Source organism: Xanthobacter sp. BG11Y11_SDJG, assembly GCF_057364445.1.
The window spans coordinates 1-5,343 of the sequence record NZ_JBNFNU010000303.1 but is presented as its reverse complement, the minus strand read 5'-3'; the positions used below and the strand labels follow the sequence as shown (position 1 = coordinate 5,343).

4 protein-coding genes and 2 pseudogenes are annotated in these 5,343 nt (G+C 69.9%); all 6 read right to left on the bottom strand.

Annotated elements, in window-relative coordinates:
- A partial coding sequence (locus tag AC2W7M_RS19260; RefSeq protein WP_486134130.1) for a proton-conducting transporter transmembrane domain-containing protein occupies positions 1 to 456 on the bottom strand: 456 nt, incomplete at its 3' end.
- The gene (locus AC2W7M_RS19255; protein WP_486134128.1) at positions 339 to 1,445 is read right to left on the bottom strand and encodes a monovalent cation/H+ antiporter subunit D; all 1,107 of its coding nucleotides are present in this window, start codon (positions 1,443 to 1,445) and stop codon (positions 339 to 341) included. The genes AC2W7M_RS19260 and AC2W7M_RS19255, both read right to left, overlap by 118 nt.
- Positions 1,442 to 1,792, bottom strand: a complete 351-nt coding sequence (locus tag AC2W7M_RS19250; protein ID WP_486134126.1) for a Na+/H+ antiporter subunit C — start codon at positions 1,790 to 1,792, stop codon at positions 1,442 to 1,444. Before AC2W7M_RS19250 ends, AC2W7M_RS19255 begins: the two co-directional genes overlap by 4 nt.
- A gap of 178 nt (positions 1,793 to 1,970) precedes the next feature.
- Positions 1,971 to 2,804: pseudogene (gene mbhE, locus AC2W7M_RS19245) on the bottom strand (hydrogen gas-evolving membrane-bound hydrogenase subunit E); the annotation flags it as partial.
- A 703-nt stretch (positions 2,805 to 3,507) separates the two neighbouring features.
- A pseudogene (locus AC2W7M_RS19240) lies at positions 3,508 to 4,398 on the bottom strand (proton-conducting transporter transmembrane domain-containing protein); the annotation flags it as partial.
- A 551-nt stretch (positions 4,399 to 4,949) separates the two neighbouring features.
- A complete protein-coding gene (locus tag AC2W7M_RS19235) occupies positions 4,950 to 5,201 on the bottom strand; it encodes a cation transporting ATPase C-terminal domain-containing protein (RefSeq protein ID WP_486134124.1) in 252 nt (83 codons plus the stop codon).
- Positions 5,202 to 5,343: the final 142 nt, after the last annotated feature.

Genomic DNA, 5,343 nt, shown 5'->3' with positions numbered 1-5,343 from the left:
GTGGCCGGGCCGGCGGCGAGGGTCCAGCCGACGGTGGCCGCGAGCAGCAGGACCACCGCTGCGAGCCCGGGCATCGCCGGCAGCGGCTTTGGCTCCGTGACCGGTCCCGCTGCCCCAGAACAGCACCGAGCCCGCCCGCGCGAATCCGAAGGTCATGAGCAGGCTGGCGCCGAGGATGGCGGTCCAGATCCACGGCCAGATGGCGGAGGTGCGCACCGCTTCGAGGATCATCACCTTGCCGATGAAGCCGGACAGCGGTGGCAGGCCGACCAGGGCGATGGCGGCGAGGAAGAACAGCCCGCCGAGCAGCGTCTCGCCCCCCATCGCCGGCGCCGGGATCAGCCGGTCGCTGGCAGCGCCGCGCTGCTCCTGCACCATGCCGGCAATGAGGAACAGCGCCGCCCCGGCGAGCGTCGAGTGGACGAGATAATAGAGGCCTGCGGACAGCCCCTCCACATCGAACAGGCCGAGCGCGACGAGCAGCGTCCCCATGGAGGCGATGACGGCGAAGCGCTCAGATCGCGCAGCGTCCGGCTGCCGACGAGGCCGATCGTGCCCACCACCAGCGTCGCCAGCGCGGCGGGAATGACGAACGGGGCCGCCGCCAGCGCCAGGGGCCCCGCGCCGGCCCCGAAGACGAGGCCATAGACGCGGATGATGGCGTAGGCCCCGACCTTGGTCATGATCATGAACAGGGCGGCAGAGGGCGCGGACGTGCCGGCATAGGTGGCCGGCAGCCACCAGTGCAGCGGCACCAGCGCCGCCTTGGTGGCGAAGACGAGGAAGAGCAGCAGTGCGCCGGTCTTCAGCAAAGCGGCATCGGCCGGCTGGACCTGCGGCACCTTCACCGCGAGGTCCGCCATGTTGAGCGTCCCGGTGACGGCATAGATCAGGCCGACGCCCACCAGGAAGACGGTGGAGGCGAGAAGGTTGATGGCGACATACTGGAAGCCCGCCTTCAGCCGGCCCGGGCCGCCGCCGTGCAGCATCAGCCCGTACGAGGCGATCAGCATCACCTCGAAGAAGACGAACAGGTTGAACACGTCGCCGGTGAGGAAGGCGCCGTTTATGCCCATGAGCTGGAACTGGAACAGCGGGTGGAAATGCCGTCCGCGCCCGTCCACCCCGCCCGCCGCAAAGATGGCGACGCACCCGGCGAGCACGGCGGTGAGCAGCAGCATCGTCGCCGAGAGCCGGTCCAGCACCAAGGTGATGCCATAGGGCGCCGGCCAGTCGCCGAGCCGGTAGGCGCGGACCGTGCCGTCGGAGGCGAGCGCGAACAGGAAGACCGCGAGGGCGACGAGCAGCCCGGTTGCCGCCAGGGAGGCGATGCGCTGGCGCCGCAGATGGTGGCGCAGCGCCAGCACCAGGAAGGCGGCGGTCAGCGCCGGCAGCAGCACCGGCAGGATGATGGCCTGGTCGAGGGCGGAGACGGCAGGCGTCACGGCGCATCTCCCTTGTCGCCGCGCGGCGCGTCGAGGTGGGAGCTGTCCGACCCCGTTTCCAGGAAGCCGCGCAGCGCCAGGACGACGATGAGCGCGGTCATGCCGAACGAGATCACGATGGCGGTGAGCACCAAAGCCTGCGGCAGCGGATCGGTGTAGCCGGCCGCATCGGCCACGATCACCGGCGGGCGGTCGATGGCGAGGCGGCCCATGGCGAACAGGAAGAGATTCACCGCATAGGACAGGAATGTGAGGCCGAGGATCACCGGAAAGGTGTGCGCCCGGAGCACCAGATAGACCCCGACCGCCGTGAGGATGCCGATGCCGGCAGCGAGAAGAAGCTCCACGGCTCAGCCCTCCCGCGCCGGCGCGGCGGCCGGTTCGAGCCGGACATCCATGGGTTCCTGGCTCTCGGGGGGCGGGATCGATCCGCCGCGCGACCCGGGACAGCTGGGCCAGCGACAGCACCATCACGCCCACCACGGTGAGGAACACGCCGAGGTCGAACGCCATGGCCGAGGCGACCTCGAACTTGCCCACCACCGGCCACGTCAGATAGCCGAAGGTCGAGGTGAGGAATGGCCGTCCGAACAGGAAGGCGGCCACGCCGGTCAGGCCGGCAATGGCGACGCCGGCGCCGATATAGGATTGCGCATCCACCCGCATGCGCTCCGCCGCCCAGCCGTAGCCGGAGGCGATGTATTGCATGATGAGGGCGATGGCCACCACCAGGCCGGCGACGAAGCCGCCGCCCGGCTCGTTGTGGCCGCGCAGGAAGATGTAGGTGCCCACCACCAGCGACAGCGGCAGCAGCACGCGGGTCGCGACCACGAGGAGGAGGGGATGGGCGTCCTTCGCCTCCTCGTTGGGCAGCATCGCCTTGATGCGGCGCACGGCGGCGCCCTTCAGGGCCGGGTCGAGCAGGGCATAGATGGCGAGGGCGGCGATGCCGAGCACGATGATTTCGGCGAACGTGTCGTAGCCGCGGAAGTCCACCAGGATCACGTTGACCACATTGGTGCCGCCGCCGCCCGGCTTCGATTCGGCCAGGTAGTAGTCGGAGATGGAGACGCCGTCGCGGGTCATCACGCCATAGGCGAGGCCGGCGACCCCGAGGCCCGCAAGCCCGGCGAGCAGGCCATCGCGCCAGCGCACGGCGCGGCTGTCCTCCGGCGGGGTCGTCTTGGGCAGGAGGTTGAGGGCGAGCAGCAACAGGATGGTCGTCACCACGTCGACGGAAATCTGCGTCAGCGCGAGGTCGGGGGCGGAGAACTGGAGGAAGGCGAGGGCGACGATGACGCCGACCACGCCGGTGAGGATGAGCGCCGTGAGCCGGTCGCCGTGGCGCAGCAGGACCATGCCGCTGGCGAGGAGAAGCGTCAGGAAGGCGGCCGCCGCCGGCGTGCTCACCGGCAGCAGGGGACGGCTTCCCGCGCCATGGGTGGCGCTCCAGAAGCCGTAGCCGCCGACCGCCACCAGCGTGGCGAGGCTCGCGCCGGCATAGCGCGGCAGCGAACCGTCCTGCACGGTCGCGACGGCACGGCGGCAGGCCACGACGAGGCCGGCGGCGATTGTCTCGAACATCGCTTTCGCGTCCGGGCGCGGCAGGCGCCGGCGCAGCGCGTCGGCGCGGGCCGAAGCCGAGCAGCAGCAGGGCGCCGCCGGCAAAGGCGACGAGGCTCATGACGAGCGCGGGGGTGAGGCCGTGCCAGAGCGCGAGATAATAGTCCGGCAGCGGGCCGCCGATCACCGCGCCGGCGGTGAGCGCCACCAGCGGGCCGGCGACCGCGCCGGGCAGGATGCCGATGGCGATCACCGGCACCACCAGGACGGCCACGGGCAGCCACATGCCCATGGGCGGATCGTGCGGGTGGTGGGGATAATCGTGCCGCGCCTTGCCGAGGAAGGTGCCGATGGCGAAGCGGGCCGAATAGGCCACCGAGAACAGCGCGGCCACCGTCGCCAGCACGGGGAACAGGAAGTCGAGGCCGAGATAGGCGGTGTGGGCGGCCTCCTCCAGCATCATCTCCTTGGAGAGGAAGCCGTTGAACAAAGGCACGCCGGCCATGGAGGCGGAGGCCAGCAGCGCCAGCGTGCCGGTCACCGGCATCAGCCAGACGAGCCCGCCCAGGCGGCGGATGTCGCGCGTACCCGTCTCGTGGTCGACGATACCGGCGCTCATGAACAAAGCGGCCTTGAAGGTGGCGTGGTTGACGATGTGAAACACCGCCGCCACCGCCGCCATGGGGGTGCCGAAGCCGAGCAGCATGGTCATCAGCCCGAGATGGCTCACCGTGGAGAAGGCCAGCAGCGCCTTCAGATCGTCCTTGAACAAAGCGATCACCGCGCCGATCAGCATGGTGGCGAGCCCCACCGGCGCGACGATGAGGAACCACGCCTCGGTGCCGGCGAGCACCGGCCACAGCCGGGCGAGCAGGAACACGCCCGCTTTCACCATGGTGGCGGAGTGGAGATAGGCCGAGACCGGGGTCGGCGCCGCCATGGCGTGGGGCAGCCAGAAGTGGAACGGGAACTGGGCCGATTTGGTGAAGGCGCCGAGCAGCACCAGTCCCAGCGCCGGCAGATAGAGCGGCGAGGCGCGCACCACGTCGCCCCGGGCGAGGATCTCGGACAATTGGTAGGACCCCGCCGCCTCCGCCACCAGCAGCAGCCCGGCGATGAGCGCGAGCCCGCCGCCGCCGGTCACCACCAGCGCCACGCGGGCGCCCTGGCGCGCGTCGGCGCGCTTGCGCCAGAAGCCGATGAGCAGGAAGGAGGTGAGGCTGGTCATCTCCCAGAAGACCAGCAGCGCGATGACGTTGTCGGACAGCACCACGCCCACCATCGCCCCCTGGAACAGGAGCAGATAGGCGAAGAAGCGCCCCATGGGGTCCTCGCGCGAGAGGTAATAGCGCGCATAGACGATGACCAGGAGGCCGATGGTGAGGATCATCGCCGCGAAGAAGAAGCCGAGCCCGTCCGCGAACACCGAGAAGGACAGGCCCATGGCCGGCACCCAGGCCACTTCCGCCTTGGGGATCTCGCCGGAGAACACGGCCGGCGCATGGCTCATCAGCAAAGCGAGGGCGAGCAGCGTGACGCCGCCGGTCGCCAGTGCGCAGGTGTTGCGGCCGGAGCGGATCACCAGCGGCGGCAGCAGCGCGCCGAGAAAGGGAACAAGAACAACCAGCAGCAGTGTCATGCGTTCGAGGCCTCGTCGCGCCTGCGGGATGTCAGGTGGAGGAGGCCGAAGCCCCTGGGGAAATCCGGCTCATACTGCCGCCAGCGAAGACGTTCGGGAAGCCGCCCTTGTTGGGACCACCCGCCACGCACAGCGTCTGGCGGCCACGCCGGAAGAGCTGGCCCCGCTTGGCGGCAACAGGGTCTTCATCAGCCTTGCACCTCCTCCTCAAGCGCGTGCCAGGACGCCGTGCGCAGCTCCCCGCCAAAATCGCTTCCTAGCACATAACGTAACGGCAATGCGATGCGCGCATGGCCGCGCCTTCAGGCGCGCCGAAAGCCCGGACGCGCGGTAAGCCGCTTCTCCACCTCGACGGTGATGAGAAGCGCGACACCGACCGCGCCGATCACCATCCCGTCGCCGAGGGAGAGCGGGCGGCTGCCGAACATCCGCTGGAACACCGGCACAGAGATGAAGGCGGGCTGCGCGACCACCCCCACCGCAATGCCGGTGAGCACGGCCCGCGTGCCGAGCGCGCCCTTCAGGGCGAGCGAGGTGCCATGCACGAATCGCACGCTAAAAAGGGTAACGTTCCATGGGCCAGCCGTCATACTCATCGATGGCCCTGAGTAGCCCGCCGAGGGCGACAGGGTCCGTGAGAGCCGCGCGGTGGACGACCTTCGGCCGCTCCAGGGCGTCCTTCAAAGGCGAGGTCGG